The sequence below is a fragment of the Neisseria polysaccharea genome, from assembly GCF_963392925.1.
GTDB lineage: Bacteria > Pseudomonadota > Gammaproteobacteria > Burkholderiales > Neisseriaceae > Neisseria > Neisseria polysaccharea.
The window spans coordinates 119,807-145,122 of sequence record NZ_CAUJNZ010000003.1; the positions used below are offsets into that span (position 1 = coordinate 119,807).

Below are 25,316 nucleotides of genomic sequence, written 5' to 3' on the forward strand. Positions count from 1 at the left end.
ATCTACGCTGCTGATAATGTCCTTATAGCCCGTCTGAAAATGACAAGTCAGATTTCATGGTTACTCCACTATTTTCAGACGGCCTCTTTCCTCCTTTTAAGCCAAGAAGAACCCGTTATCCGGCAGCTTGCCGCCCAGAAGTTTCGGGTTGAACTGCATCAGGATTTCGTAAAACTTCAAAATCTCGTCCTTCACTTCGCTGCCTTTGGTTACCGTCAGCCGCGCACCGTCCAAGCCCATGACTAGGGCGGGTTCGGGGGCGGGGAGGTAGTTTTTGCCGATTTTCGCCGCGCTTTGGCGGTTGGCCAGTATCCAGTTGAGCGCGTTTTTCAAATCCTGATGGAAGAGTTCGAACTGCGCTTTGTGCGCGTGGAAATATTCTTCGTTGGCGATGATGCCTGCCATCGGAATCAGCGGTTTGGTGTCAAACGCCTGTCCCCATGCTTTTATCAAATCAAAGCCGCGCACGACGTTTACGCCCATGGTTTTGCCTTTGAGCAGGCTGGCGGTCGCCATCGGTTCGGGCAGGATGGCGGCGTGGTAGTCTTTGCTTAAAAACAGTCCGACTGCTTCGGGCGGCGTGGCGGTGTAAGTGATGCCGACTTTGTGTGCGTCGATTTTCAGTTTTTTCAACAAGGCTTGCAGCACGATGTCGGGCATATCGTTTTTAAACGGCACGAGGATTTTTTTGCCGACCAAGTCCTGCGGCGAGGCAATCGCGCTGCCTTTGCACATCAGTTGCGTGATGCCGTTGGTCAAAATATTTACCATACCGACTTTCTGCCCTTGGTTGCGCAGGTTTACACCGACATTGCTCGGACTCATCATCACTTTAAATTGCCCGCTCGCCACGCCCGCGCGCAGTTGGTCGGGCGAACGCCAGATTTTCAGCGACACGTCCGCCTGCTTTGCCAGCTTGCCTTGCAACGCCGCTACGGCGATGGTAACGCTGGGCATTGCCGGTGCGCCGTACACGGTAAATTGTTCTTTACCGGCAGCCAACAATGAAGGCGAAACGCCTGCGGCTGCCAGCGCGGCGGTCATTTTTAAGAAATCACGTCTTTTCAGTTCCATTTTTTATCTCCTAATTCTTAATAAGCCGGTGTGGCATTTTTTCAGACGGCATGGTTTTAAAATGCCGCGTGCAAACTCAACCAATATGTCCTGCCCGGTGCATACACCACGCTGGGCGACAGGGCGAGGACGTGGTCGCCGCTGATGTATTCGGCGTATTTTTTGTTGAACACGTTGTTCACACCCAAGCGCAAGCCGTATTTGTCTTTGATGTTCATGCCGGCATACACGTCGGCAACGGTAAAGCCTTTGGCGGCTTCGCGTTTATCTATGCCCAGACCGCTTGCGGCATCAAAATCGCCGCGCGTTTGTTTGGCGACAAAACGTGTTGCGGTGCCGATGTTGTAGCTGCCGTGGGCAAAGTAGTTTTTGTAGTCGGCTTGGACGGCTGCTTCAAACGGACGGATTTGATAGAGCGGCATGCCGTCGGTTTCGTTGTGCCCATAGTTGTAGGCGGCTTTGATGCCTGCCGCCCAATGCGGATTGAAGTTGTAACGCGCGTAGGCCTGCGCGGTAAACAATCGTGCGTCCACGTTGCGTGTGATGATGCCGCCGCCTTTGGAAGCAGTGCCGCTTTGTCCGTGTGCGCGGTCAAAAATAATCAGGTCTTTGACTTTGTCCGCCACAAGTGTGCCGCCCACGTTCCAGCCCGCGCCTGCGAGCGAGTTCATATAGCCGTTGTAGTAGTCGTTGCGGCTGTCGGCGGTGAGCTTGATGCGGTTGTGTTTTTCGGTTTTCAGCAGGGGATTGCCTGCGATGGCAGCGGTTGGGTTTGGGTTCATCAGCGCGCCGTTCATGCGGTTTTGTACGATGGCAGCAAGCGAGTTGAAGCGTTCGGTGTTGTCGCCGATGCGTTCTAAGTGAGCAAGGGAAACGCTGTATTTTTGCGTTTCAGACGGCGTGAAATCGTATTTGAGTTCGCCTGAGAAGGCATGACGGCGCACTTTGCCGTTGAAGTCGTAGCCGTAATGGGTTTTCCAGATTTGTTGTGATGAGGCGAAGGGGAAACCGGGTTTTATTGGGTTTTCAGGCTGTGCCGTATTTTTGCGAATGTCCGCTTCGTTGAGTTCGTAGCTTAAGCCCAAGCCCAGTTTGTGTCGGTCGTCAAACTTGTAAGACAGGGTATCGGCAATGCGCCAGCGGTCGAGGTGAACATCGGCGAAACGGTAGCCGTTGAGGAAGTCGCGCATGGGAGTGTGGGCGTTGCGCTCGCCGTTTTGGCTGTCGTTGCGGTAGCTGGCGGCGGCGGTGTTGTGGAATTTGCCGAAGTCTGCATCGTGTTTGAGCGAGAAGTCGTACACTTTGCGGTCAAGCTCTACGAACACTTGCTGCTGCGTATTGTTTTGACGCAGGGAGTAATTGTCGGCGCGGCGTTTGAGTTTGATGACGCCTGCTTCCGCGCTGACCGTATTGCTCAAATCGGCATTACCCCAACGCGCGTTGAGTTTGGCGATGTGGCGTTCGGTATCCAATGCGTCGTTGACGAACTGCGGCTGGCGGTCGTTGTTGATGTCGTTGTGCAGATAAGTGAGGCGGTATTCTTGATTTTCAGACGGCACGAAACCGAGTACCAAAGCCTGATTGAAGCGGCTGTATTTCCAATCGGTATCGCGCCCGCCGCCGTCTTTATAACCGTTGGCTTTGGTGTGATTGAGGTTGGTCACGCCGTAAATATTCGCCCCGCGTGCTTGCGCGGTAACGGAGTTGTAAAAACTTTTGCCGTAAAAGCCGCTGTTTGTCTTCAACGGACGGAAGGCTTGGTCTATGTTTTCGGTAACAAAGTAATGATCGCTGCGGTCGGTGCGGTCGAATTGGTTTTCGGGGAAATAGCCTTGCGCTGCGGTCAGGGCAATCGGTTTGGGAGGGGAGAAGGTTTTGACGGATTGTATTTCTTCAGTATTTGCCAGTTGTTCTGCCCAAGACGGAGCAACGGAAAAAACGGTCATCAAAGCCCATGTGAGAGTATTTAGTTTCATTTCTTATCTCATGATAATAATTATTATTTATTATCCTATTAAAAAAAATTTAAGTAAATAAGAAAATGATATAAAAAATTTCCAGATAACCGATACAACAGTTAGAACTTGGGCTTGGGAATATCACGGTAGATGAATTTGGAACCTCTGTCATGCTATTGTTTTTTATCGCAATTGAAAAAAACGCGAACCGAATAGTTCGCGTTTTTTCAGACGGCATCAATTATTTTTTGTCGTCTTTTACTTCTTCAAAGTCGGCATCTACGACGTCATCGTCTTTCTTTGCAGAAGCATTGGTTTGTGCGCTTTCACCTGCTTGGGCTTCGGCTTGCGCTTGAGCGTAAACCATTTCGCCCAGTTTTTGGCTGGCTGCACCCAAAGCTTCGGCTTTGGCATCGATAGCTGCTTTGTCGTCGCCTTTAACTGCTTCTTCGGCTTCTTTCAGCGCGGCTTCGATTTTTTCTTTCTCGGCTGCGTCGAGTTTGTCGCCGTAGTCGGCCAAAGATTTTTTCACAGAGTGAATCAGGGCTTCGGCTTGGTTGCGGGAAGCGACCAATTCAGTCAGCTTTTTATCTTCTTCGGCATTGGCTTCGGCATCTTTCACCATGCGTTCGATTTCTTCTTCGCTCAAACCTGAAGAACCTTGGATGGTAATGTTGGCCGCTTTGCCAGTGCCTTTGTCTTTGGCAGAAACGTGCAAGATACCGTTGGCGTCGATGTCGAAAGTAACTTCAATTTGCGGCACACCGCGAGGTGCGGGTGCGATGTCGCCCAAGTTGAACTGACCCAAAGATTTGTTGGCAGAAGCGCGTTCGCGTTCGCCTTGCAGTACGTGGATGGTTACTGCGCTTTGGTTGTCTTCGGCGGTAGAGAACACTTGCGACGCTTTGGTCGGGATGGTGGTGTTCTTCTGAATCAGTTTGGTCATCACGCCGCCCATGGTTTCGATACCCAAAGACAGAGGAGTTACGTCCAGTAGCAATACGTCGCTGCGGCCGCCGCTCAATACTTCGCCTTGGATCGCTGCGCCTACGGCAACGGCTTCGTCAGGGTTTACGTCTTTGCGCGGTTCTTTGCCGAAGAAGTCTTTAACGGCTTCTTGTACTTTCGGCATACGGGACTGACCGCCGACCAAAATCACGTCGTCGATGTCGCTGGTGCTCAAGCCTGCATCTTTCAATGCGGTGCGGCAAGGCTCGATAGAGCGGGCAATCAAGTCTTCAACCAGGCTTTCAAATTTGGCACGGGTGATTTTCATGGCCAAGTGTTTCGGACCGGTTGCGTCCATGGTGATGTACGGCAGGTTAATTTCGGTTTGCTGGCCGCTGGATAATTCGATTTTGGCTTTTTCGGCAGCTTCTTTCAGGCGTTGCAATGCCATCACGTCTTGTTTCAAATCAATGCCTTGCTCTTTTTTGAACTCAGCGATGATGTAATCAATGAGGCGTTGGTCGAAATCTTCGCCGCCCAAGAAGGTATCGCCGTTGGTTGCCAATACTTCGAATTGTTTGTCGCCGTCGAGGTTGGCGATTTCGATGATGGAAATATCAAAAGTACCGCCGCCCAAGTCATATACGGCTACTTTGCGGTCTTTGTTGTCGCCTTTGTCCATACCGAATGCCAAAGCGGCTGCGGTTGGTTCGTTGATGATGCGTTTTACGTCCAAACCGGCGATACGGCCTGCGTCTTTGGTAGCTTGACGTTGGCTGTCGTTGAAGTAGGCAGGGACGGTAATCACGGCTTCGGTTACTTTTTCGCCCAAGTAAGCTTCGGCGGCTTCTTTCATTTTACGCAGGACTTCTGCGGAAATTTGAGGAGGAGACAGCTCTTTGCCTTGTGCTTTTACCCATGCGTCGCCGTTGTTGGCTTTGATGATTTCGAAAGGCATGGATTCGATGTCGCGTTGGACTTCTTTGTCTTCAAATTTGTGGCCAATCAAACGTTTGGCAGCGTAAATAGTGTTTTTAGCGTTGGTTACCGCTTGGCGTTTTGCCGGTGCGCCGACGAGGATTTCGCCACCGTCCAGATAAGCGATAACGGATGGTGTGGTGCGTGCACCTTCTGCGTTTTCGATAACTTTGGTTTGACCGTTTTCGGAAATGGCCAAACAAGAGTTGGTTGTACCTAAGTCGATACCGATTACTTTTGCCATGTGGATACTCCTATTTGATTTTGCTTATTTTGAGAAATATGTTGGAACATTTTGTCCCGATGGGCTGTAAATAGGGCGGGCGGCGGGCTGTTTCAAGCTACAGCATGGTTATAAGTATATAACTTTATGAATATATTGGTTTTATATTTGATTTAATACATTTGGCTCCAATGCATTCAACATAATATTTCAAATGGCAGGCAGGTTTATTCATAGACGATGCCGGCGAGCATTTCCTGTTCGTTCAAGTTACCGTACTCTTTTTCCCAGTCGTGTGAAGACTCGATGATGTCGCATTCTTTGGAAAGGGAGACTTGTTCTGCATCCATATCTTTGGCGTTCAGCATGTTGAATTGTTCGCACAGGGATGCGGATAAAGTGATGTCGGGCTGTTTGGCTTCAGAACGGTTTTCTTGGAAGGCAAAGCAGAATGCGGTAAATGCCGCAGTATAGATAAGATATTTGACGGTTTTCTTCATTTTTCTATCCTTTTTCTGTCAATTCAGGATTAAACCTATAGAAAATCTGAAAAATTATGTATTGAGTAAGAAAAATCATACTTTAAATTCAGTTTATCATAGCTGTTCCGTTTTTGGGATAACTAAGGTAAAATATATTTCATGTTTACTTTAGATGATTGAATGAAGGGGAGTGGAAGGATATTTATGGAAACCTTTAAAGACAGACTGGTTTTTTTATGGAAAAGCGAAGCGAGGCAGGCAAAAATCGCATCCGATATTGAAATGACGATTGCGGGCTTCAGCAGGATATGGAATGAAGGTGGTCTGCCAAAGTCTGAAACATTGAAAAAAATCAAGCAGTTGAAGGGGTGTAGTATCGATTGGCTGTTGACCGGGGAGGGTAATCCGTTTCCGGATGAAGCCCCAAAAAAATCCCTTGCTTACGATACCTTGGGAAATGAAGTCGATACGGACGAGTTTGTCTTCGTGCCGAGATATGATATTCGGGCGGCTGCGGGATACGGGCAGTTTGTCGATCATGAGGAACCTGTATTTACAATGGCGTTCAGACGGCATTGGATTGAGAATTATGTTACCCGCGATACGAAAAACCTGTCTGTAATTTCCGTCAAGGGGGATTCTATGGAGGGGGTTTTGAATGACGGAGATTCGATTTTGGTCAATCATGGGGAAAATACGCCGAGGGATGGTCTGTATGTGTTGCGGATTAATGAAAACCTGTTGGTCAAACGCCTGCAAATCGTCCCCGGCGGGATAATCAACGTTATTTCCGCCAACGAGGCTTACCCTGCTTTTGAAATTAATTTGAATCATCCTGCCGATGATGTGGAAATCATCGGGCGGGTCGAGTGGTTCGGCAGGGCGGTTTGAGTCCGGGGCTTGAAATCGGGAGCGGTCAAACTTATCTGTAAGGCAGTTTCTTTTCAGGGAACAAGCCCCCGCTTGCCTTTGCAAGGGGTTTGAGAGAGAATGCGTAAATATTATATTAAGGAATCACACCATGTCGGACGAAAGCCCTATTATCTTTACTGACAGCTGCTGTACGAAAGTTGCCGATTTGATTGCCGAAGAAAACAACCCCGATTTGAAATTGCGGGTTTTTGTCAACGGCGGCGGCTGCTCGGGTTTCCAGTATGGATTTACTTTTGATGAAATTAAGAACGACGACGATTTTGAAATCGAGAAAAACGGTTTGGTCTTTTTGGTCGATCCGATGAGCTATCAATATCTGGTCGGTGCGGAAATCGACTATACGGAAAGTTTGCAGGGTTCGCAATTCGTCATCCGCAATCCGAATGCGGAAACAACCTGCGGTTGCGGATCGTCGTTTTCCGTATGACCGCTTGGTTTGTGTGATGCCGTCTGAACGTTCAGACGGCATTTTTACTTTTGGAAAATATATTATCGGGATGAATTCACATATAATCCGATTGTTTGAAGATGAATCGGGTTTCCCGAAAGGAACGGGCGGAACGGTATCAGGCGTATTTGTTCCCTTATGATTGAGATGAGTAAAGATTACCGAAACGATTTGTACGATGTATATGTTTCCTACCCGCCCCAAGTGGATCGCGGGCTTATCCGGGAGTGCCTCAGGGAGAATCTCGGCGAAGAAAAGGCGGAAGGATTGATCGAATCGCTCGATTCCAAGCCGCAAGTGCTGGTTGAGGAAAAATGCACTTGGGCGAAACGGGAAGAGTTGCATGATTATTTCAGCTATTTGGGTTTGGATATTATTACCCGGAGATATATGGAGTTGGAAACGGTCGTGCCGCCGGAGGAAGGAGAGGGCGAAGGAGAAGGCGCAGATGGGGAAATGCCCGAATATCTTGAACTTCATGGCGGGCGGGAAGATGATATTTCCGCACCTTCGCAACCCGAACCGCCGCCCCGCAATATCAAACCGCTGGTTTTCGGGCTGCTGATTGCCTTTTTGGGCTATCTGCTCGGTAAGATTTTTTGATTGTCCGATAAATGCTGTATTCGGGATTTTATATATGAAATGGTTGAAACGCCTGACGGTCATTGTCGGGACTCTTTACCGCTATCGGCTGGCAGGTTTGTGCGCTTCGCTGATGGGTAGCGGTTGGATATGCGCTCTGCTGAAAATGATGCCGCAGTCGTCCAAATTGAAAAACGAACCGCCCGCCGTCCGCCTGCGCCTTGCCTTGGAAAGCCTAGGGCCGATTTTCATCAAATTCGGACAGGTATTATCTACGCGCCCCGATTTGATTCCGCACGATTACGCCGTCGAACTGGCAAAGCTGCAAGACAAAGTGCCGCCTTTTGACGCGCGGCTTTCGCGTGAACAAATCGAAAAATCGCTGGGCCAGCCCATCGAAAAGCTGTATGCGGAATTTGAAACCGAGCCCGTCGCCAGCGCATCCATCGCCCAAGTACACAAAGCCCGCCTGCATTCGGGCGAACGAGTGGCTGTCAAAGTTTTGCGCCCCAACCTTTTGCCCCTTATCGAACAGGATTTGTCGCTGATGCGTTTCGGTGCGGCTTGGGTCGAACGCTTGTTTTCAGACGGCAGGCGTCTGAAGCCGCGCGAAGTGGTGGCGGAGTTCGACAAATACCTGCACGACGAGTTGGATTTGATGCGCGAAGCCGCCAATGCCGGACAGCTCGGACGTAATTTCCAAAACAGCAATATGCTGATTGTGCCCAAGGTGTTTTACGACTACTGCACCGGCGACGTGCTGACGATTGAATGGATGGACGGCACGCCGGTTGCCGACATCGCCAAACTCAAAGCAGACGGCATCGATTTGCACAAACTCGCCGATTACGGCGTGGAAATCTTCTTCACGCAAGTTTTCCGCGACGGTTTTTTCCACGCGGATATGCACCCCGGCAATATTCTGGTCGCCTCCGACAACCGCTACATCGCCCTTGATTTCGGCATCGTCGGCACGCTGACCGATTACGACAAACGCTATCTCGCCATCAACTTCCTCGCTTTTTTCAACCGCGATTACCACCGCGTCGCCACCGCCCACATCGAATCGGGCTGGGTGCCCGCCGACACGCGCGCGGAAGAGTTGGAAGCGGCTGTCCGCGCCGTGTGCGAACCGGTGTTCAACAAACCGATTTCGCAGATTTCCTTCGGCTTGGTGCTGATGCGCCTGTTTGAAGTCAGCCGCCGCTTCAATGTCGAAATCCAACCGCAGCTTGTGCTGCTGCAAAAAACGCTGCTCAACATCGAAGGCTTGGGTCGCCAGCTCAATCCCGATTTGGACTTGTGGAAAACCGCCAAACCGTTTTTGGTGAAATGGATGAACGGGCAGGTCGGTCCCAAAGCCCTTTGGCGCAACCTCAAAAACGAAGCCCCCGACTGGGCGCAAATCATTCCTTCATTGCCACGCAAAATCAATGACTTGGTCGATGAGGCGCGTCGGCAGGAAATGCGTGATGCTTATATTCATTTGGTCAAAGTGCAGCAACGGCAAAGCCTGTGGCTGGCGGCAATCGCGTTTGTTTTGCTGCTGATTTTGATTTTGAAATAGGCTTTGTCCGAATCATCGCCCGACTCCGCCCGTTTATAAGGAAACCGGTTATTTCCGGTTGCGTGGGAATCGGGTGTATCGAATAAAAGGCATTTTGTCCGACTGGCAAGTGCCGGCATCGGCGGCATATCAAGGCGCAGGCTTGAAGCGGGCAATGCCGTCTGAAGCCCGTTTGGCGTTTCAGACGGCATTGGTGCGGATATTCAAATCATAAAGTCGATTTCGGCAAACTGGATATTTTGATCCATATCCGCCGACGGGGTTTTGAGCGATCGCGCCACGGGTTTTGCGGGTACGCCGACAACCGTGATGGACGGCGGCACGTCTGAAACCACGACGCTGCCCGCCCCGATTTTGGCATTGCTGCCGATGCGGATATTGCCCAATATCGAGGCGTTTGCGCCGATCATCACGCCGTCGCCGATTTTAGGGTGGCGGTCGCCGCCTTCTTTGCCCGAACCGCCGAGCGTTACGCCGTGCAAAATCGAAATATTGTTGCCCAACACGGCGGTTTCGCCGGCAACAAAGCCGGTGGCGTGGTCAAGCATCAGTCCGTGTCCGAAATGCGCGGCGGGATGGATGTCCACCCCAAATACTTCAGACATCCGGTTTTGCAGGAAATAGGCCAGCGTTTTACGTCCGTTTAAGTATAGCCAGTGGTTGATGCGGTGTGCCTGAATCGCGTGAAAACCTTTGAAATATAAAAGCGGCAGCGAATATTCGTCGCAGGCGGGATCGCGTTCGTAGATGGCTTTTAAGTCTGCCTCGACGCATTTGCTGATTTGCTCATCGCTGCCCAATGCCTGCTGGTAGATTTCAAACAGCGCGCGCACGTCCATAATCGGGCTGCCGAGTTTGCTGGAAAGGTGGTAGGCAAGGACGGAGCCGAGGGACTCGTGGCGCAACACGGTTTGGTGCAAAAAACTTGCCAGCATCGGTTCGGCGGCGGCAGCAGCAGCGGTTTCTTCGCGGATGGTGTGCCAAAGGTCGAAACCGTTTGTGTTCAAATGGTTTTTTTTCATAATGGATGCCGTCTGAAAAGCATAAGGTCGGCGGTATCTTACCGTTTATATGGTTTTTGCGGTAGGGTATTCGGCGGCGGATGTGAAATTTCCTGCCTTTGCTTGAAGTTTCTTGAAAATGTCCTTATCTTGCGCGGGTAATAACCGGATTTTGATTTCCAATTTGTTTTAAGGGATACGATATGAGCGAACAGACACAGCAGCAAAACAGTGAAGAAGCGGTTGAAAATGTGGAGACGGTGGAAACCGTCGAGACAGTAGGAAATGCGGACGGTGTGCAGGAACAGGCTGCCGCCGAGCCGGCTTATGAGGATTTGCAGGCGCGGATTGCCGAGCTGGAAGCGCAGTTGAAAGACGAGCAGCTGCGTGCTTTGGCAAACGAGCAAAACCTGCGCCGCCGCCATCAGCAGGAAATTGCCGATACGCACAAGTTCGCCGGACAGAAGTTTGCCGTGGAAATGCTGCCGGTCAAGGATTATCTGGAAATGGCGCTTTTGGATCAGAGCGGCAATTTCGATGCGCTGAAAATGGGCGTGCAGATGACTTTGAACGAGTTGCAGAAAGCATTTGATGCCACGCAAATCAAGGAAATCAACCCTAAAGCGGGCGACAAGCTCAATCCGAATATCCATCAGGCGATGCAGGCGGTGGCCAGTGAGCAGGAACCCAATACCGTGGTCGGCGTGATGAAGAAGGGCTATACCCTGTCCGACCGCGTGTTGCGCCCGGCTATGGTTACGGTGGCACAGAAGGAAGCCTGAAGGCGTCTGGGGAATAATCTGATTTATTTCCTGAAGCGCGTTTTGCGTATGAACCGATTGAAGTAAAACGGCAATGCCGTCTGAACCCGCCTGTCGGGCTTCAGACGGCATTTTATAGTGGATTAAATTTAAATCAGGACAAGGCGACGAAGCCGCAGACAGTACAAATAGTACGGCAAGGCGAGGCAACGCTGTACTGGTTTAAATTTAATCCACTATATTCCGGCGTTAACGGTCAACCCGTATGCCGCCTGCCTGTTTTTCTTCATCCAGCTTTTTTTGCAGGGTGTCGCAAGGTGTGTCGCAGTCGCACATTTTTTTCATACCTAAAGCGGTAATGCCGCCGCAACTGCCTTTGATGGTGCGTTTGGAGAAAATATAGCCGACCGCCATACCGATGATGACGGTCAGGAAGATGCCGAAGGTGAGGAGCAGGGTTTTCATGGTGGTTCCTAATCGGTTTGTATGTTTAGCGGAGCAGTTTTTCAAATTCGGAAGACATCGCGGTGCGGTAGCCGCCTTTATCCCGGACAATCAGGAAAACGGCGAGTTTTTCGCGCTCTGCCAGCTTCAGGGCTTCGGTTTCGCCTAAAACAAATAATCCTGTGGATAAGCCGTCCGCCGTCATTGCACTGTCTGCGACCACGCTGATGGAGGCGAGGTTGTGGCTGATGGGCCGTTTGTTGTTCGGATTGATGATGTGGGAGAGGCGTTTGCCGCTTTTATCGACGTGGAAAATACGGTAATCGCCGGATGTGGCAAGCGAACGGTTGCTCAGCGGGACGATGATTTGCGTATTGCCGCCTTGGATGATATTGGGCTGTTCGATGCCGATGCGCCACGGTTCGCCGCGCGCGTTTTTGCCTTTGCCGTGCAACTCGCCGCCGATTTCGACCAGATAATTTTGAATGCCGTATTTTTCCAGTTCACCCGCAACTTTATCCACGCCGAAGCCTTTGGCAATCGAAGATAAATCCAAATAGGCCTTGGGGTGGGTTTTGCTCAAGGAAGCGTAATCTTTGTCTTGTTGCAAAATAATTTTGTCTATGCCCGTATAAGATGCCGCCTGTTTGATTTGTTCCGGTGTCGGTTCCCGGGTAACGGATTTGTCGGGACCGAATCCCCAAAGGTTGACCAAAGGGCCGACGGTTACGTCCAGCGCGCCGTGCGTCAGGCGGTTCAGGCGGACGGCTTCGGCGGTAACGTATGCGAAGTCGCTTGAAATGCGGAGGGGCTTGCCGGCTGTGTGTTGGTTGAACCGGCTGATTTCGGAGTCGGGCTGATAGGTGGACATTTGCCGGTTGACTTCTTTAAGCGCGTCATCGATGCGCTTTTGTATTTCGGCAGGTGAGGGGAGTTTGTCCCGATTATTTGAAAGGTATTTGACGGTATAGGTCGTGCCCATCGTTTCGCCTTGCAGGGTAACGGTTTGCGCGGTTTGTTCCGAACAGGCGTTCAGGAAGATAAAACTCAGGGCAAATATCAAGGCGCGGATAAAGTTCGGCAGGCGTGTTTCAGACGGCATAGTGTTTGACGGTTTTGGCAAATGGTTTGAATTATATCGCAAAACGGCCGATATGTTTCTATGCCGATGCCGTCTGAAGGGTGTTCGGACGGTATCGGATAAAAAAAGGAAGAAACCGAGGTTTCTTCCTTTTGTATTTGAGGTTGGGTTTTAACCGCCGAAATCGTCCAAGAGGATGTTTTCGTCTTCCACGCCCAAGTCTTTGAGCATTTTGATGACGGACTGGTTCATAATCGGAGGGCCGCACATATAAAATTCGCAGTCTTCCGGTGCTTCGTGGTTTTTCAGATGGTTTTCGTAAACCACGTTGTGAATGAAGCCCGTGTAGCCGTCCCAGTTGTCTTCCGGCAGCGGATCGGACAGGGCGACGTGCCACGTGAAGTTCGGGAATTCTGCTGCGAGTTGGTCAAAGTCTTCGACATAGAACATCTCGCGTTTGGAACGTGCGCCGTACCAGAAGGTAATCTTACGTTTGGAGTTCAAACGTTTCAACTGGTCGAAAATGTGGGAACGCATCGGAGCCATACCCGCACCGCCGCCGATAAATACCATTTCGGCATCGGTGTCTTTGGCGAAAAATTCGCCGAACGGGCCGGAAATCGTAACTTTGTCGCCGGGTTTGAGCGACCAGATGTAGGACGACATTTGTCCCGGAGGCGCATCAGGTACGCGCGGGGGCGGCGTGGCGATACGCACGTTCAGCATAATGATGCCTTTTTCTTCAGGATACGAAGCCATAGAGTAGGCGCGCAAAATCGGCTCGTCCACTTTGGAAACGTATTGCCACAAATTGTATTTGTCCCAGTCTTCGTGATATTCCTTAGGAATGTCGAAGTCTTTGTAGGCAACGGTGTGCGGCGGGGCTTCGATTTGGATGTAGCCGCCGGCACGGAAGGGGACTTCTTCGCCTTCGGGAATGGCAAGCTTGAGTTCTTTAATGAACGTGGCTTTGTTGTCGTTGGAGATGACGGTGCATTCCCATTTTTTCACGCCGAACACTTCTTCGGGTACTTCGATGTCCATGTCGGTTTTGACATTGACTTGGCAGGACAAACGGCAGCCTTCGCGCGCTTCGCGTTTGTTGATGTGGGACAACTCGGTCGGCAGAATGTCGCCGCCGCCGCTTTTCACGACAACGCGGCATTGTCCGCACGAGCCGCCCCCGCCGCAGGCGGAGGGGATAAAGATGCCTTCGTTGGCAAGCGCGCCCAAGAGTTTGCCGCCGGCGGGCATCGTCAGCTCTTTTTCGCCGTTGACTTTGATGGTGATGTCGCCTTCGCTGACCAGCTTGGATTTGGCAAACAGAATCATCAGTGCCAAAACCAAAACGATGACGGTAAACATCACGATACCTAAAATAATCTCCATACCGGTCCCTTTCTTATAACTGGATGCCGGAGAACGACATAAACGCCATCGCCATCAGGCCGGCGGCGATAAAGGTAATGCCCAAGCCTTTGAGGCCTTTGGGAGCGTCCGAATATTTCATTTTTTCGGTAATACCCGCCAAAGCGACAATCGCCAACATCCAGCCCAAACCCGCGCCGAAGCCGTACACGACGGATTCGCCGAAGTTATACTCGCGCTGCGCCATAAACGATACGGCGCCGAAAATCGCGCAGTTCACGGTAATCAGCGGCAGGTAGATGCCCAACGCGTTATAGAGGGCGGGGACGAATTTGTCCAAGAACATTTCCAAAATCTGCACCAAAGCGGCAATCACGCCGATGAAGGTGATGAATTTCAAAAAGGTCAAATCCACGCCTTCGACAATCGCGCCGTCTTTGAGCAGCGAGTAAACGAGTTGGTTGGCAGGGACGGACAGCCCGAGTACGAAAATTACCGCCACACCCAAACCGAATGCGGTGGATACTTTTTTGGATACCGCCAAAAACGTGCACATACCCAAAAAGAAGGATAGCGCCATATTTTCAATGAAGACGGATTTGATGAAGAGGCTCAAATAGTGTTCCATAGCTTATTCCTCCGCCTGTTCGGGTTTCCAGGTACGCAGTCCCCAAATCAAAAAGCCGATGATGAAGAACGCGCTGGGGGCGAGCAGGAAGAGACCGTTGGTCTGATACCAGCCGCCGTCCTGCACAGTTTGGAAAACGGTGTAGCCCAAGAGTTTGCCCGAGCCAATCAGTTCGCGGACGGTGGCGACGACAAGCAGCATCATCCCGTAGCCCGCGCCGTTGCCGATGCCGTCGATCAGGCTTTCCAGCGGCGGCTCTTTCATCGCAAAGGCTTCGGCGCGGCCCATCACGATACAGTTGGTAATAATCAGGCCGACGAATACGGAAAGCTGTTTGGACAATTCGTAGGCAAATGCCTGCAAGAGTTGGTCGACCAGCGTAACCAGCGACGCGATAATCGCCATTTGCACGATGATGCGGATGCTGTTGGGGATGTAGTTGCGTACCAGCGAAATGAAGAAGCTGGAAAAACCGGTTACCAAACTGACGGAAATACCCATCACGATGGCCGTCTGAAGTTTGGTGGTAACCGCCAAAGCCGAACAAATACCCAAAACCTGCAAGGCAATCGGGTTGTTGTCGATAAAGGGTGAAAACATTAAGTGTTTCAAGCGTTTCATATCAGCCATTATTGCGCTCCTGCTGATTTCAATTTGTTCAGGTAGGGGATATAGCCGTTTTCGCCGAACCAGTAGGCGAACGAACCTTGCACGCCTTTGGATGTCAGCGACGCGCCGGAGAGGGCATCTACGCCATGTTCTTTGTCCGAACCCGCGCCTTTGCCGACGTGCAGGGCGAGTTTGCCTTGTCCGTCAAACAGTTTTTTGCCGACGAATTTTTGCTGCCACAAAGGATTGCCGATTTCGCCGCCCAAGCCCGGGGTTTCGCCTTGTTCGTAGTAGGTAATGCCATTGATGGTGTTGCCGTCAGGTTGGATGGCGACGAAGCCGTACATAACAGACCACAAACCGTTGCCGTGCATAGGCAGGATGATTTGCCCGATTTTGCCGTCTTCACCTTTTACCAAATAAACCTCGGTGTATTTGGCACGGCTTTTGATGCCTGCCAAATCGTCTTCGGGTTTGATGCGGATGCTTTGCGCGGGGTCTTTGCCTGCGATGCGCGCGCTGAAGTCTTTCGGCGCGTCTTTCACATATTCGCCGGTCGCCAAGTCCACGACACGTTGCTCGATACGCTCGGCAAAGGTTTTGCTGATGTCGGTGTTTTTATCCATCAAACCGGCCACGCTCAAAATATAGCCTTGTTTATCTTGGAGTTTTTGTTTTTCTTGGATGGGTTTCAAGCCGACGACCGCACCCGCCACGATGACCGAGCAAATCAGGCTGACCGCCAACACCACAATCAGCGTGCCGCTGAAGCTGTCTTTATCGAATTTCTTAGCCATTGCTGCGCGCCTTTCTGCGTTTGATGTTCGCTTGTGCGACGAAATAGTCGAAAATCGGGGCAAACAGGTTGGCAAACAGAATCGCCAACATCATACCTTCGGGGTAAGCCGGATTGACCACACGGATCAATACGCACATCACACCGATAAGCGCGCCGTACCACCATTTGCCGACATTGGTAAAGGAAGCGGAAACAGGGTCGGTCGCCATAAACAGCATACCGATGGCGAAGCCGCCGACGACCAGATGCCAGTACCAAGGCATGGCAAACATAGCGTTGGTGTCCGAACCGATAAAGTTGAACAGCGAAGACATCGCAATCATACCGATCATCACGCCGGCAATAATGCGCCAAGAAGCGATGCGGGCAAACACGATAAACGCGCCGCCGATTAAGAGTGCCAAAGTGGAGACTTCGCCGATGGAGCCGGGCAGTTTGCCGATAAACGCATCCATCCAAGTGATGGTTTGACCGGTTACGGCGTTTTTCAGGCCGTCTGCACCGTGTGCTGCCCATTGCGCCAGCGCGGTTGCGCCGGAATAGCCGTCAACCGCCGTCCAAACCGCATCGCCGCTCAAGTTGGCAGGGTAGGCGAAGAACAGGAAGGCACGGCCTGCCAGCGCAGGGTTCATGAAGTTTTTACCTGTACCGCCGAATACTTCTTTCGCAACCACAACGCCGAAAGAAATACCCAAAGCCGCCTGCCACAGCGGCAGCGTGGGCGGAACGATCAAAGCAAACAGAATCGAGGTAACAAAGAAACCTTCGTTGATTTCATGTTTGCGCACGGTGGCGAACAAAACTTCCCAGAAACCGCCGACAATAAATACGGTCGCGTAAATCGGCAGGAAGTAAATCACGCCGAACAGCATTTTGCCCAACACGCCCGCTTCAGACGACATATTGATGCCCAAAGCGTTGGCAAGGGCGTAGTGCCAGTCGTTGGCGATGCTTTGTTGCAGCAAATCGGGCGTTAAGGCACCGAATGCCTGCGCGCCGACGTTGTACATGCCGTAAAACATGGCGGGGAACAAAGCCAGCCACACCAAAATCATCATGCGTTTGGAGTCGAGCGCGTCGCGGACGTGCGCCGCTTTGCGCGTTACCGCGCCGGATGTGTAGAAAATCGTCGCCGCAGCTTCATAGAGGGCATACCATTTTTCATGTTTGCCGCCCGGCAGGAAGTGCGGTTCGATTTTTTCCAGAAAATGTTTTAAGCCCATAGTCAGCCTTCCTTCTCGATGGTTTCCAGCACCTTGCGCAACAGCGGGCCGTATTCGTATTTGCCCGGGCAGACGAAGCTGCACAAAGCGAGGTCTTCTTCGTCCAATTCCAAGCAACCCAAAGCCTGCGCGCTGTCGGTGTCGCCGACGATTAAATCGCGCAAAAGCAGGGTAGGCAGGATGTCCAAGGGCATCACGCGCTCGTAAGTGCCGATCGGTACCATGGCGCGGTCGCCGCCGTTGACGGCTGTGTTGAACTTGAAGAGTTTGTTTTTCAGGAAATGGCCGAGGGTTGTGCGCGTGATGGAGTATTTGTCCGGTTGTGGCGAAACCCAGCCGAACAGCTCTTTGCTGCGGCCTTCTTCGATAACGGAAATCTGATTGTGGTAGCGGCCGAGGTAATCGTGCGCGCCTTGTGCAATCGCGCCGTTCAATACTGAGCCGGAAATCACGCGGTTGTCTGCATCAACCAATTCGCCCGCAGTAATTTGCGATACTTTCGCACCCAAAACGGTACGCAAGAGGCGTGGTTTGTTGACTTGAGAGCCACCCAAGGCAATCACGCGCTCGGTGTTCAGACGGCCTGTTGCAAACAAACGGCCAATGGCAATCACATCTTGATAATTGATGGTCCAAACAGTTTTGTTCGCACCGACTGGCTCGATGAAATGAATGTGCGTGCCACTCAAACCGGCAGGATGCGGGCCGCCAAATTCATGAGTTTCGATGTTGGCAGCGTTTTCAGACGGCACGTCTGCGCCTGCTGCTTTACACACATGGATTTTACGTTCGGTCAGACGGCTCAACACCAGCAGACCTCGTCTGAAATCCTCGGCGGCTTCTTTGATAACGACCACAGGGTCTGCCGCCAGCGGATTGGTGTCCATCGCATTGACGAAAACGGCGAACGGCTCGGCATCGACGGCAGGGATTTTGCTGAACGGACGGGTGCGCAGCGCAGTCCACAAACCGGATTGAATTAGGTTGCGGCGCACTTCTTCACTACTCAATTTTGCCAACGCATCGGGCGCGTAGCGTTCAAACTCGATTTCGTCGTTGCCTTCTACGGCAATCACGACTGACTGAAGTACGCGCTTTTCACCACGATGGATGGCTGCGATTTTGCCTGAAGCCGGCGCAGTAAACACCACGCCCGGATTCTTTTTGTCTTCAAACAGCACTTGGCCTTTTTTGACGGCTTCGCCTTCCTTGACTTTCATCGAGGGACGCATACCGGCATATTCTTCGCCAAGCAACGCGACTTCGGTAATGGCCGGCCCGTCATAAATGACTTGCTCCGGTCTGCCCGCGATGGGCAGGTTTAGACCTTTTTTGATTTTAATCATAGATTTGCATTACTTGTGATGGTTAAGGTAAAAACGGCGTGTTTTTGATACGGTGTCGCGGGGCATCAAAAGCATTGAATAAATTAATGTAGCAAAGTGTTAGATTTTATCAGGAATTGTACCTGTTTGTCAGATTTGCTGCTTTTTTCCTTGCGGAAGCCGTTTTTATAGTGGATTAACAAAAACCAGTACGGCGTTGCCTCGCCTTGCCGTACTATTTGTACTGTCTGCGGCTTCGTCGCCTTGTCCTGATTTAAATTTAATCCACTATAATTGTCGGAAGGGGGAATATCGATTTGATTATGCCGGAATTTAAAATGCCGTCTGAAGGTTCAGACGGCATGGTGCTTACAGCAGTTTGAAAACGAAAAAGACAAGGGTATGTACGATGAAGACGGGTATCAGGAAGGCGACCGACCACATCATATAGCCGAAGAAAGTCGGCATCGGTACGCCGCGCTGTTCGGCAATGGCTTTGACCATAAAGTTCGGCGCGTTGCCGATATAGGTCAGTGCGCCCATGAATACCGAACCCATAGAAACCGCCAGCAGGGTATGAAACAGAGGCCCCGTCATCAAGGCTTGGGCATCGCCGCCCGCCATATTGAAAAACACGAGATAAGTGGGCGCGTTATCCAAGAATGCCGACAATATGCCGCTCATCCAGAAATACATCGTATTAATCGGATGACCTGCCGTATCGTGAACCAGCGATACTACCCCGCCCAGCGCGCCTGCCTCGCCTGCTTTCAGAATGCTCAGGACGGGGAAGATGGTGATGAAGATGCCGAGGAAGAGTTTGCCCACTTCGGCGATGGGTTCAAAGTTGAATTCGTTGCCTGCGCGGACTTGTTTGGGCGTGATTGCCATAGATACGGCGGTCAATACAATCAGGATGACATCGCGGACGAGGTTTTGCAGGGCGTAACGGCTGCCGAGGATTTCAAATCCCGAGTGTTCGGGTTTCCAAAGGCCGGACATTAGAACCGCGCCGACCACGCCCGCAAGCAGGAGGAAGTTCCATTTGCCGAAGATGGCGATTTTTTCGGGTTTTTCCTGTTGTGCCGGCATATCTTGTGCAATGCGTTCCTGTTTGAAGAAACGGTTGTCGATGAAATAGAAGGCAGCAAGCAGGATGACGGTGCTGATCAGGACGGGGGCAAGCATATGTTTGACCGTCCACATGAAATCTACGCCTTTGAGGAAGCCGAGGAAGAGTGGGGGGTCGCCCAAAGGGGTCAGGCCGCCGCCGATGTTTGCAACCAGGAAAATGAAGAAGATGACGATGTGCACGCGGTGGACACGGTTTTGGTTGGCTTTCAGCAAAGGGCGGATCATCAGCATTGCCGCGCCGGTCGTACCCATAATTGAAGCCAGTGCCGTGCCGACGGCAAGCAGGGCGGTGTTGAGCTTGGGTGTGCCGTTCAAGTCGCCCCAAACCAAAATGCCGCCTGAAATGGTGTACAGGGCAAGTAGCAGCAGGATGAAGGGGATGTATTCTTCAACGAGTGCGTGTGCGACGGTATGGATACCGGCGGACGCGCCAAAAACCAAACTGAACGGGATGAGGAACAGCAATGTCCAAAAGGCGGTGATTTTGCCGTAATGGTGATGCCAGGTATGCGAAAAAAACAAGGGACCCAATGCGATAGACAGCAAAATCAGGGCAAAGGGCAGACCCCACAGCAGGTTTAGGTTTGCGCCGTCCAAATCTGCGGCGTAAACCGATGCCGGGAAAAGCATTAGTGAAAACAGGGGTAGGTGGCGCATCGTGTTTCCTCGATTCAAGCGCTGCCTTGCGCGGCGCGCGGGAGTGATACAGGCTTCGTGCCGCCCGGACATAGGCGGACTGTGCTGCCTGTTTGTTTTTGAAAAAAGTTTTCCGATTGATTGTAAAGTAAATAATCAGGATAAACCAGTTTCCCAAACCGGAAGGCGGCGGGAAGGCGGATTGCCGTGCTTGGGAATATATGTTCTTTTTGATAAATAATTTTATTTAAAACAAATAAATATATGTCTTTAATAAATAATCTATCGAAAACGAAAAATGAATTTATTTTAACATATATTTGCAATGAAACAGGTTTGCCCCACCCGTTTGTTTGCCCTTATCCCTTTCAGACGGCATTCAAGATTCGGGCCTGCGCCACATCCATATGGCGACAAGGGAACAAAAAACCGATGAAACCGCCCCGACCCACCAGCGTTGGGGAAACTGCCAAAACATCATCAGACAGGATGCGGTCATCATACTGATGGCGAAAATCTTGGCTTTGCGCGGCACTGCGCCGTTTTGTTCCCAGTTATGAACCATCGGACCGAAATAGCGGTGCCGGTGCAGCCAGCGGTGAAAACGCGGGGATGCCTTTGCCCAGCAGGCGGCGGAGAGCAGTACGAACGGCGTGGTCGGCAACAGCGGCAAAAAAATGCCGATGATACCCAACAGCAGGGAAATGCAGCCGCAAATAATCAATAGATAACGTATCATTTTCCAATCCGGTCTTTATCGGAGACAAACAGGTATTGTAAGAATCCCGCCCGTTTCTATCCGCCGTGCCGGTAGGGAAAATGGGGAGGAAGGTCTTATTCCTACAACAGATGGTTGAGTGGTAGGGATGTGGTATGTTTGATTTCTTTTAAAACGAAACTTGATTGGGCATCCTGTACGCCGTGGTGGGATAAAAGAGTGTCAAGAACGAAATGGGAGAACGCGCTCATGTCGGTAAAAAATGCTTGAAGCAGGTAGTCGGTCTCTCCCGTCAGCGCGAAGCAGCTCAAAACTTCCGGCCATTTTCGAACCGATGCGGCAAAATCTTCCCGCGCGTCTTTTGCTTTGCTGATGGAAACGCGGATAAATGCCTGAAGTCCCAAGTTGACAGATTCCGGAGACAGCAGCGCGGCATATTGGCGGACGATGCCGGCATCTTCCAACTGCTTCAGACGGCGCAGGCACGGAGAAGGCGAAAGTGCGACACGTTCGGACAGTTCGACATTGGTCAGCCTGCCGTTTTCCTGGAGAACCTGTAAGATTTTAATATCGGTTTTGTCTAAAGTGAGTTGGGGCATATTTGCGTTCCGTTTTAAGGAATTCGGATTGTCTGTCCGTATGTTTGCGGCAATCCGCGTAGATGGAGACCATATTAACATATAAAAAGTTATACCGTCATCCGGGACAAATTTTGTTTTCGGAAAATCATGTGAAAACAGAGGCGGTCGGTTTGCATCTCTTTAAGACGGCTTGCCCAAACCGCCGATTCAAGACATAATCGGGAAATGTGCAGGAGAGAGCTACACCCGATTACGCGTAGCCGCCGAAGGCGCAGATGCCCTTAAATCGCTCAGGCAACAGGGACTGCACATTGAAATAAAACATCTGGAGAGCGGCGTTTCCCAAAGATACGCCCACCGAAGGGGAGAAGGCCGTCTGAACCACCATTCAGACAACCGCGCAAAGCAGTGAGCAGACTGGTTTGCCATCATGCGGATACGGCCGAAAATCTCAGGTTCAAGGACAGATAGGGTCATCCGCGCACAGGTGCGCGGGCGGCATCTGAACAAAAAATCCGGAGAAACTTGAGAATGACTACTCTGAAAACCACCCCATTTCATCAAGCCCATCAAGATGCAGGCGCGAAGCTAGTAGATTTTGCCGGCTGGGAGCTGCCCATCCATTATGGTTCGCAAATCGCCGAACACGAAGCCGTGCGCACCGACGCCGGTATGTTTGACGTATCCCATATGCTTGTTACCGACGTAGCAGGCGCAAATGCCAAAGCCTTTTTCCGCAAATTGATTGCCAACGATGTCGCCAAGCTCGCTTTTGTCGGCAAAGCCCTTTATTCCGCTTTGCTCAACGACAACGGCGGCGTGATTGACGACTTGATCGTTTACCGCACCAATGAAGCTGAAACCCAATATCGCATCGTGTCCAACGGCGCGACCCGCGAAAAAGACACGGCGCAATTCCACAAAGTCGGACAAGAGTTCGGCGTTGCCTTCAATCCGCGCTACGACCTCGGCATGCTCGCCGTACAAGGCCCGAAAGCCATCGAGAAACTCCTGACCGTCAAACCCGAATGGGCAGATGTCGTCCGCAACCTCAAACCGTTCCAAGGCGCGGATTTGGGCAACGACTGGTTTGTCGCCCGTACAGGCTATACCGGAGAAGACGGCGTCGAAGTGATTCTGCCGAGTACTGAAGCCGTCGCATTCTTCAAAGCCCTGCAAGCAGCAGGCGTACAGCCTTGCGGCCTCGGCGCGCGCGATACCCTGCGCATGGAAGCCGGTATGAACCTCTACGGCAACGATATGGACGACGACACCAGCCCGCTCGAAGCAGGTATGGGTTGGACGGTTGATTTGAAAGACGAAAGCCGCGATTTCGTCGGCAAAGCCGCCTTGCTGGCATTGAAAGAAAAAGGCGTTACCGTCAAACAGGTCGGCCTGTTGCTCGACAAAGGCGGCATCCTGCGCGCGCATATGGAAGTGTTGACCAACAAAGGCAAAGGCGAAACCACCAGCGGCGTATTCTCTCCAAGCCTGAAACAATCCATCGCCATCGCCCGCGTGCCGAAAGACTTTGACGGCGATACCGCCAAAGTGCTGATTCGCGGCAAAGAAGTGGACGTACGCGTACTGAAGCTGCCGTTCGTCCGCAACGGTCAGAAACAGTTTAATTGATGCGGTTTCAGACGGCATTTTCATTTCATATGCCGTCTGAAAGCAGGTTTTAATTGTTGTCCGATACGGACGTTTGTAGAAAGCCTTGAACAAGGTATCTGTGGATATTGATTCATATAGATGCCGTCTGAAAATAACCCCTACCAATGGAGAATCAAACCATGAGCAACAACATCCCGGCCGAACTGAAATACGTTGCCAGCCATGAATGGCTGCGCCTTGAAGAAGACGGTACCATCACCGTCGGTATTACCCACCACGCGCAAGAGCTGTTGGGCGACATCGTGTTTGTCGAGCTGCCCGAAGTCGGCGCGAACCTTGCCGCCGAAGAGCAAGCCGGTGTGGTTGAGTCTGTAAAAGCCGCATCTGACGTGTATGCGCCGATTGCGGGCGAAGTCGTTGCCGTCAACGATGACTTGCCCGGCGCACCTGAAACTGCCAACAGCGATCCTTACGGCGCAGGCTGGTTCTTCAAAATCAAACCTGCCAATCCTGCCGATTACGACAGTCTGCTGACTGCCGAACAATACGCGGGCGAAGTGGATTAAACCGCCCGGCTGCTCGACGGCAACCGCCGGACAAACGGAAACTGCACCTTCAGACGGCATTTTTGCGGTCGGAGGTGCAGTTTTTTGTCCGTGTTTTAAGGAAGCAGTTAGGCTATAATAACGGCCTATATTCATCTTTACCGATTTTTTCATGCAACTTACCGCCGTCGGACTCAATCATCAAACCGCACCTTTAAGCATACGGGAAAAGCTGGCGTTTACCGCGGCCTGCCTGCCCGAAGCCGTCCGCAATCTTGCCCGAAGCAATGCGGCAACGGAGGCGGTAATCCTTTCTACCTGCAACCGCACCGAGCTTTACTGCGTCGGCGATTCGGAAGAAATCATCCGATGGCTTGCCGATTACCACAGTTTGCCGATTGAAGAAATCCGTCCGTATCTGTACACGCTGGATATGCAGGAAACCGTGCGCCATGCCTTCCGAGTTGCCTGCGGGCTGGATTCGATGGTGTTGGGCGAGCCGCAGATTTTAGGACAGATTAAGGATGCGGTCAGGGTTGCTCAAGAGCAGGAAAGTATGGGTAAGAAACTCAATGCCCTATTCCAAAAAACCTTTTCCGTTGCTAAAGAGATCCGTACCGATACCGCTGTCGGCGAGAACTCGGTTTCCATGGCTTCCGCTTCCGTCAAGTTGGCAGAGCAGATTTTCCCCGACATCGGCGATTTGAATGTCTTGTTTATCGGTGCGGGTGAGATGATTGAGTTGGTTGCTACTTATTTTGCTGCTAAAAACCCCAGATTGATGACGGTTGCCAACCGGACGCTGGCGCGTGCACAGGAGTTGTGCGACAAGCTCGGTGTTAACGCCGAACCGTGTCTGCTGTCCGATCTGCCTGCCATTCTGCACGATTACGACGTGGTAGTTTCTTCAACGGCGAGCCAGTTGCCCATTGTCGGCAAAGGCATGGTGGAGCGTGCATTGAAACAAAGGCAGAGTATGCCGTTGTTCATGCTTGATTTGGCGGTGCCGCGCGACATTGAGGCGGAAGTCGGCGATTTGAATGATGCCTATCTTTATACGGTGGACGATATGGTCAATATCGTCCAAAGCGGCAAGGAGGCAAGGCAGAAGGCCGCCGCCGCCGCCGAAACGCTGGTGTCCGAGAAGGTTGCCGAATTTGTCAGGCAGCAGCAGGGCAGGCAGAGTGTCCCGTTAATCAGGGCATTGAGGGATGAGGGAGAGAAAGCGCGCAAACAGGTCTTGGAAAATGCGATGAAACAGCTTGCCAAAGGCGCAACGGCAGAAGAGGTTTTGGAACGGCTGTCCGTCCAACTGACCAACAAGCTGCTGCATTCACCGACCCAAACCTTGAATAAGGCGGGGGAAGAAGATAAAGATTTGGTTCATGCCGTCGCGCAGATTTATCATTTGGACAAATAACGGTGCGCCGGAAAAGGATGCCGTCTGAAGGGGTTTCAGACGGCATATTTTTGTGCCGCCTGACAACATCGTGAAATCCCACATTATATCGATGTAATTACAAAGTATTATCCCGTATGCGGATTGGTTTTAAGATTTGTAAATTTGATTTGCATCAAAAAATCGCCGATAGATGATTCATATAATATCAATATTAAAGAGTATCGGTATATCGGGGATAGCTATGTCCTGTTTTT

At 51.5% G+C, this 25,316-nt stretch carries 26 protein-coding genes, 1 pseudogene and 1 riboswitch; of the genes and pseudogenes, 11 read left to right on the top strand and 16 right to left on the bottom strand.

The features are described 5' to 3' along the window. Positions 1–96: 96 nt before the first annotated feature. The 4 genes from RDY34_RS03095 to RDY34_RS03110 all read right to left on the bottom strand — a co-directional run bounded on the left by RDY34_RS03095 (position 97) and on the right by RDY34_RS03110 (position 5,681). Positions 97–1,074: an ABC transporter substrate-binding protein gene (locus RDY34_RS03095; RefSeq protein ID WP_308074377.1), complete on the bottom strand. Its 978-nt coding sequence runs from the start codon at positions 1,072–1,074 to the stop codon at positions 97–99. Between the two features lie 56 nt (positions 1,075–1,130). Continuing rightward, positions 1,131–3,050, bottom strand: coding sequence for a TonB-dependent receptor (locus RDY34_RS03100; RefSeq protein WP_308184456.1), 1,920 nt, complete (start codon positions 3,048–3,050; stop codon positions 1,131–1,133). Positions 3,051–3,273: 223 nt separating this feature from the next. Further along, on the bottom strand, positions 3,274–5,202 hold the full coding sequence (gene dnaK / locus RDY34_RS03105) for a molecular chaperone DnaK (RefSeq protein ID WP_308073506.1): 1,929 nt from the start codon (positions 5,200–5,202) through the stop codon (positions 3,274–3,276). Between the two features lie 206 nt (positions 5,203–5,408). Further along, positions 5,409–5,681 carry a hypothetical protein gene (locus RDY34_RS03110; protein WP_003753852.1) on the bottom strand — a complete coding sequence of 91 codons (273 nt, stop codon included), beginning with the start codon at positions 5,679–5,681 and terminating at the stop codon, positions 5,409–5,411. Positions 5,682–5,867: 186 nt separating this feature from the next. Between RDY34_RS03110 and RDY34_RS03115 the strand changes: the two genes are divergently transcribed. The 6 genes from RDY34_RS03115 (at position 5,868) to RDY34_RS03140 (ending at position 9,407) form a co-directional block, all read left to right on the top strand. Further along, a complete protein-coding gene (locus RDY34_RS03115; RefSeq protein WP_308073505.1) occupies positions 5,868–6,554 on the top strand; it encodes a S24 family peptidase in 687 nt (228 codons plus the stop codon). A 130-nt stretch (positions 6,555–6,684) separates the two neighbouring features. Further along, positions 6,685–7,023, top strand: coding sequence for an iron-sulfur cluster insertion protein ErpA (erpA, locus tag RDY34_RS03120; protein ID WP_002233615.1), 339 nt, complete (start codon positions 6,685–6,687; stop codon positions 7,021–7,023). Positions 7,024–7,039: 16 nt separating this feature from the next. Next, positions 7,040–7,186 (top strand): hypothetical protein, encoded by a 147-nt coding sequence (locus RDY34_RS03125; protein WP_003709540.1) that lies wholly within the window; start codon positions 7,040–7,042, stop codon positions 7,184–7,186. After that, entirely contained in the window at positions 7,183–7,647 is a 465-nt protein-coding gene (locus RDY34_RS03130) for a peptidase (RefSeq protein WP_196428740.1), read from the top strand. Before RDY34_RS03125 ends, RDY34_RS03130 begins: the two co-directional genes overlap by 4 nt. A 34-nt stretch (positions 7,648–7,681) precedes the next feature. After that, on the top strand, positions 7,682–9,193 hold the full coding sequence (gene ubiB / locus RDY34_RS03135; protein WP_308073504.1) for a ubiquinone biosynthesis regulatory protein kinase UbiB: 1,512 nt from the start codon (positions 7,682–7,684) through the stop codon (positions 9,191–9,193). 73 nt (positions 9,194–9,266) lie between these two features. Further along, positions 9,267–9,407 carry a hypothetical protein gene (locus RDY34_RS03140; protein WP_192881964.1) on the top strand — a complete coding sequence of 47 codons (141 nt, stop codon included), beginning with the start codon at positions 9,267–9,269 and terminating at the stop codon, positions 9,405–9,407. Here the strand turns inward: RDY34_RS03140 and cysE are convergent. Further along, the gene (gene cysE / locus RDY34_RS03145) at positions 9,397–10,215 is read right to left on the bottom strand and encodes a serine O-acetyltransferase (protein WP_002231927.1); all 819 of its coding nucleotides are present in this window, start codon (positions 10,213–10,215) and stop codon (positions 9,397–9,399) included. The two genes, RDY34_RS03140 and cysE, sit on opposite strands and share 11 nt — an antisense overlap. Before the next feature lie 182 nt (positions 10,216–10,397). On the opposite strand from cysE, the gene grpE reads away from it, so the two are divergent. Together grpE and RDY34_RS03155 are read left to right on the top strand one after the other, a co-directional pair. Further along, positions 10,398–10,976, top strand: coding sequence for a nucleotide exchange factor GrpE (gene grpE, locus RDY34_RS03150; protein ID WP_301912428.1), 579 nt, complete (start codon positions 10,398–10,400; stop codon positions 10,974–10,976). A 62-nt stretch (positions 10,977–11,038) separates the two neighbouring features. Then, positions 11,039–11,197, top strand: a pseudogene (locus tag RDY34_RS03155) (IS5/IS1182 family transposase); the annotation flags it as partial. Between the two features lie 7 nt (positions 11,198–11,204). Here RDY34_RS03155 and nqrM read toward each other — a convergent pair. From nqrM to RDY34_RS03210, 11 genes are all read right to left on the bottom strand, one after another. Further along, positions 11,205–11,420 (bottom strand): (Na+)-NQR maturation NqrM, encoded by a 216-nt coding sequence (gene nqrM / locus RDY34_RS03160; RefSeq protein WP_002214367.1) that lies wholly within the window; start codon positions 11,418–11,420, stop codon positions 11,205–11,207. Between the two features lie 25 nt (positions 11,421–11,445). Continuing rightward, positions 11,446–12,501: an FAD:protein FMN transferase gene (locus RDY34_RS03165; protein ID WP_308184457.1), complete on the bottom strand. Its 1,056-nt coding sequence runs from the start codon at positions 12,499–12,501 to the stop codon at positions 11,446–11,448. A gap of 150 nt (positions 12,502–12,651) precedes the next feature. Next, positions 12,652–13,869 carry an NADH:ubiquinone reductase (Na(+)-transporting) subunit F gene (gene nqrF, locus RDY34_RS03170; protein WP_127202103.1) on the bottom strand — a complete coding sequence of 406 codons (1,218 nt, stop codon included), beginning with the start codon at positions 13,867–13,869 and terminating at the stop codon, positions 12,652–12,654. Positions 13,870–13,882: 13 nt separating this feature from the next. Beyond that, positions 13,883–14,476, bottom strand: a complete 594-nt coding sequence (gene nqrE, locus RDY34_RS03175) for an NADH:ubiquinone reductase (Na(+)-transporting) subunit E (protein WP_002223986.1) — start codon at positions 14,474–14,476, stop codon at positions 13,883–13,885. 3 nt (positions 14,477–14,479) lie between these two features. Beyond that, a complete protein-coding gene (locus tag RDY34_RS03180) occupies positions 14,480–15,106 on the bottom strand; it encodes an NADH:ubiquinone reductase (Na(+)-transporting) subunit D (RefSeq protein WP_003709559.1) in 627 nt (208 codons plus the stop codon). Then, the gene (locus RDY34_RS03185) at positions 15,106–15,882 is read right to left on the bottom strand and encodes a Na(+)-translocating NADH-quinone reductase subunit C (protein ID WP_003753877.1); all 777 of its coding nucleotides are present in this window, start codon (positions 15,880–15,882) and stop codon (positions 15,106–15,108) included. The genes RDY34_RS03180 and RDY34_RS03185 overlap by 1 nt, the downstream gene beginning before the upstream one ends. Beyond that, positions 15,875–17,107: an NADH:ubiquinone reductase (Na(+)-transporting) subunit B gene (locus RDY34_RS03190; protein ID WP_308074373.1), complete on the bottom strand. Its 1,233-nt coding sequence runs from the start codon at positions 17,105–17,107 to the stop codon at positions 15,875–15,877. Before RDY34_RS03190 ends, RDY34_RS03185 begins: the two co-directional genes overlap by 8 nt. Positions 17,108–17,109: 2 nt before the next feature. Further along, positions 17,110–18,453, bottom strand: coding sequence for a Na(+)-translocating NADH-quinone reductase subunit A (locus RDY34_RS03195; protein ID WP_308074372.1), 1,344 nt, complete (start codon positions 18,451–18,453; stop codon positions 17,110–17,112). A 348-nt stretch (positions 18,454–18,801) separates the two neighbouring features. Next, positions 18,802–20,223, bottom strand: a complete 1,422-nt coding sequence (locus tag RDY34_RS03200) for a sodium:proton antiporter (RefSeq protein ID WP_308073498.1) — start codon at positions 20,221–20,223, stop codon at positions 18,802–18,804. A 358-nt stretch (positions 20,224–20,581) separates the two neighbouring features. After that, entirely contained in the window at positions 20,582–20,941 is a 360-nt protein-coding gene (locus RDY34_RS03205; RefSeq protein WP_003753889.1) for a YbaN family protein, read from the bottom strand. Between the two features lie 101 nt (positions 20,942–21,042). Next, positions 21,043–21,519, bottom strand: coding sequence for an Lrp/AsnC family transcriptional regulator (locus RDY34_RS03210; protein WP_003753890.1), 477 nt, complete (start codon positions 21,517–21,519; stop codon positions 21,043–21,045). 202 nt (positions 21,520–21,721) lie between these two features. Continuing rightward, positions 21,722–21,818: riboswitch (glycine riboswitch) on the top strand. Positions 21,819–22,032: 214 nt separating this feature from the next. Here RDY34_RS03210 and gcvT point away from each other — a divergent pair. The 3 genes from gcvT (at position 22,033) to hemA (ending at position 25,080) form a co-directional block, all read left to right on the top strand. Next, entirely contained in the window at positions 22,033–23,133 is a 1,101-nt protein-coding gene (gene gcvT, locus RDY34_RS03215; RefSeq protein ID WP_308074371.1) for a glycine cleavage system aminomethyltransferase GcvT, read from the top strand. A 161-nt stretch (positions 23,134–23,294) separates the two neighbouring features. Next, positions 23,295–23,681 (top strand): glycine cleavage system protein GcvH, encoded by a 387-nt coding sequence (gcvH, locus tag RDY34_RS03220; RefSeq protein WP_025456893.1) that lies wholly within the window; start codon positions 23,295–23,297, stop codon positions 23,679–23,681. 151 nt (positions 23,682–23,832) lie between these two features. Continuing rightward, positions 23,833–25,080 carry a glutamyl-tRNA reductase gene (hemA, locus tag RDY34_RS03225; protein ID WP_003753897.1) on the top strand — a complete coding sequence of 416 codons (1,248 nt, stop codon included), beginning with the start codon at positions 23,833–23,835 and terminating at the stop codon, positions 25,078–25,080. Positions 25,081–25,316: the final 236 nt, after the last annotated feature.

What these genes read in the sequence shown, in the direction of transcription:
- RDY34_RS03100 (WP_308184456.1), bottom strand. Translation starts at nt 3,050, where the DNA reads ATGAAACTAAATACTCTCACATGGGCTTTGATGACCGTTTTTTCCGTT.
- RDY34_RS03125 (WP_003709540.1), top strand. Translation starts at nt 7,040, where the DNA reads ATGCCGTCTGAACGTTCAGACGGCATTTTTACTTTTGGAAAATATATT.
- gcvT (WP_308074371.1), top strand. Translation starts at nt 22,033, where the DNA reads ATGACTACTCTGAAAACCACCCCATTTCATCAAGCCCATCAAGATGCA.
- RDY34_RS03190 (WP_308074373.1), bottom strand. Translation starts at nt 17,107, where the DNA reads ATGGGCTTAAAACATTTTCTGGAAAAAATCGAACCGCACTTCCTGCCG.
- gcvH (WP_025456893.1), top strand. Translation starts at nt 23,295, where the DNA reads ATGAGCAACAACATCCCGGCCGAACTGAAATACGTTGCCAGCCATGAA.
- RDY34_RS03115 (WP_308073505.1), top strand. Translation starts at nt 5,868, where the DNA reads ATGGAAACCTTTAAAGACAGACTGGTTTTTTTATGGAAAAGCGAAGCG.
- RDY34_RS03110 (WP_003753852.1), bottom strand. Translation starts at nt 5,681, where the DNA reads ATGAAGAAAACCGTCAAATATCTTATCTATACTGCGGCATTTACCGCA.
- cysE (WP_002231927.1), bottom strand. Translation starts at nt 10,215, where the DNA reads ATGAAAAAAAACCATTTGAACACAAACGGTTTCGACCTTTGGCACACC.
- RDY34_RS03095 (WP_308074377.1), bottom strand. Translation starts at nt 1,074, where the DNA reads ATGGAACTGAAAAGACGTGATTTCTTAAAAATGACCGCCGCGCTGGCA.
- nqrM (WP_002214367.1), bottom strand. Translation starts at nt 11,420, where the DNA reads ATGAAAACCCTGCTCCTCACCTTCGGCATCTTCCTGACCGTCATCATC.
- RDY34_RS03195 (WP_308074372.1), bottom strand. Translation starts at nt 18,453, where the DNA reads ATGATTAAAATCAAAAAAGGTCTAAACCTGCCCATCGCGGGCAGACCG.
- dnaK (WP_308073506.1), bottom strand. Translation starts at nt 5,202, where the DNA reads ATGGCAAAAGTAATCGGTATCGACTTAGGTACAACCAACTCTTGTTTG.
- RDY34_RS03200 (WP_308073498.1), bottom strand. Translation starts at nt 20,223, where the DNA reads ATGCGCCACCTACCCCTGTTTTCACTAATGCTTTTCCCGGCATCGGTT.
- hemA (WP_003753897.1), top strand. Translation starts at nt 23,833, where the DNA reads ATGCAACTTACCGCCGTCGGACTCAATCATCAAACCGCACCTTTAAGC.
- RDY34_RS03180 (WP_003709559.1), bottom strand. Translation starts at nt 15,106, where the DNA reads ATGGCTGATATGAAACGCTTGAAACACTTAATGTTTTCACCCTTTATC.
- RDY34_RS03205 (WP_003753889.1), bottom strand. Translation starts at nt 20,941, where the DNA reads ATGATACGTTATCTATTGATTATTTGCGGCTGCATTTCCCTGCTGTTG.
- erpA (WP_002233615.1), top strand. Translation starts at nt 6,685, where the DNA reads ATGTCGGACGAAAGCCCTATTATCTTTACTGACAGCTGCTGTACGAAA.
- grpE (WP_301912428.1), top strand. Translation starts at nt 10,398, where the DNA reads ATGAGCGAACAGACACAGCAGCAAAACAGTGAAGAAGCGGTTGAAAAT.
- RDY34_RS03210 (WP_003753890.1), bottom strand. Translation starts at nt 21,519, where the DNA reads ATGCCCCAACTCACTTTAGACAAAACCGATATTAAAATCTTACAGGTT.
- RDY34_RS03185 (WP_003753877.1), bottom strand. Translation starts at nt 15,882, where the DNA reads ATGGCTAAGAAATTCGATAAAGACAGCTTCAGCGGCACGCTGATTGTG.
- RDY34_RS03165 (WP_308184457.1), bottom strand. Translation starts at nt 12,501, where the DNA reads ATGCCGTCTGAAACACGCCTGCCGAACTTTATCCGCGCCTTGATATTT.
- RDY34_RS03130 (WP_196428740.1), top strand. Translation starts at nt 7,183, where the DNA reads ATGATTGAGATGAGTAAAGATTACCGAAACGATTTGTACGATGTATAT.
- nqrF (WP_127202103.1), bottom strand. Translation starts at nt 13,869, where the DNA reads ATGGAGATTATTTTAGGTATCGTGATGTTTACCGTCATCGTTTTGGTT.
- nqrE (WP_002223986.1), bottom strand. Translation starts at nt 14,476, where the DNA reads ATGGAACACTATTTGAGCCTCTTCATCAAATCCGTCTTCATTGAAAAT.
- ubiB (WP_308073504.1), top strand. Translation starts at nt 7,682, where the DNA reads ATGAAATGGTTGAAACGCCTGACGGTCATTGTCGGGACTCTTTACCGC.